The organism is Streptomyces sp. NPDC002690 (assembly GCF_053592415.1).
Map to the genome: position 1 here is coordinate 1 of NZ_JBSFVR010000748.1, position 1,225 is coordinate 1,225.

The 1,225-nt window shown below is 74.5% G+C and carries 2 protein-coding genes; both read left to right on the forward strand.

Annotated features, from left to right (window positions below; genetic code table 11):
- Window positions 1-683, forward strand: a 683-nt coding sequence (locus tag ACWD3D_RS37265; protein ID WP_451465055.1) for a carbamoyltransferase C-terminal domain-containing protein, incomplete at its 5' end; no start/stop codon positions are given.
- On the forward strand, window positions 670-1,225 hold a 556-nt coding region (locus tag ACWD3D_RS37270), incomplete at its 3' end, for a hypothetical protein (protein WP_451465056.1). The genes ACWD3D_RS37265 and ACWD3D_RS37270, both read left to right, overlap by 14 nt.

Consider the following 1,225-nt stretch of genomic DNA (forward strand, 5'->3'; position numbering starts at 1 on the left):
CCCTGCTCGGCCCGCGCTACGGCGCCGAGGAGTGCGAGCGGGAAGCCCGCACCACGGCCGGGGTCCGGGTGACCGAGGCGGCCGACGAGGCCGAGCTGACCTCGACCGTGGCCGGGCTGCTGGACGAAGGGCTGGTCGTCGGCTGGTTCCAGGGCCGGATGGAGTTCGGGCCGCGCGCCCTGGGCAACCGCAGCATCCTCGCCGACCCGCGCCGCGCCGGCATGCGCGACCGCATCAACGCCCTGGTCAAGAAGCGCGAGTCGTTCCGCCCGTTCGCGCCCGCCGTGACCGCCGAGGCCGCCGCCGGGCTGTTCGAACTGGACCCCGAGGACGTGCACTTGTTCGCCGCGATGCTCTTCGTCGCCCATGTGCGCGACGAGCACGCCCTCCGGATGCCGGCCACCACCCACGTGGACGGCTCGGCGCGTGTGCAGACCGTCTCCCGGGCCGACAACCCGCGCTTCTGGGACCTGCTGCGCGCCTTCGAGGCCAGGACCGGGCTGCCGGTGCTGCTCAACACCTCGTTCAACGTGGCGGGACAACCGATCGTCCGCACCCCCCGGGAAGCGGTGGACACCTTCCTGGACGCATGCCTGGACGCGCTGGTGATGGACCGTCTGATCATCCGCCGGACCAGCGCCGCCGACCCGTCGCACGCCGAGGAGACACGTGCAGCACGCTGAGGACGGAGCCCCCGAAGAGGGCGCTTCGTCGTTCCCGCTCGCCGCTCCACGACCGCTCGCGCCCTCGTACCGCAGGGCACGGGTACGGGTGGACGGCGTGCCGCCGGACACCGACCTGGCCGCCGCCGTCGCGGTGCTGCTCACCCGCCATCAGGAGGCCCCGCGCGCGGTCCTCGGCAGCGTCGAGGTCGACGGCGGCGCCGCGCGGGTGCACGTCATCGGCGTGGACGTGGACCCGTCCGCCGGATTCGGCGACGTCCGCGCCTCCGTCGGGAGCGCTCTGGCCACGAGCGTGGACGAGGCCGGCGACGGGCCCCGGGTGCTGGTCGGCCCCGTGGACGCGCGGGGCACGCGGTCCCTGCGCCGCCGGCTGTCCGGCTGCGACCTCGCCTTCCTCGCCGACCGTGAGGACAAGGCGCTGGTCTGCGACTACGACACCGATCTGTTCGCAGAGGCGACCGTCCGCCGGCTGGCGGAGCAGGTGCTGCGGGTGGCGGAGCAGGGCGCCGCGGCGGCAGACCGTCCCGTCGTCGAACTGGACC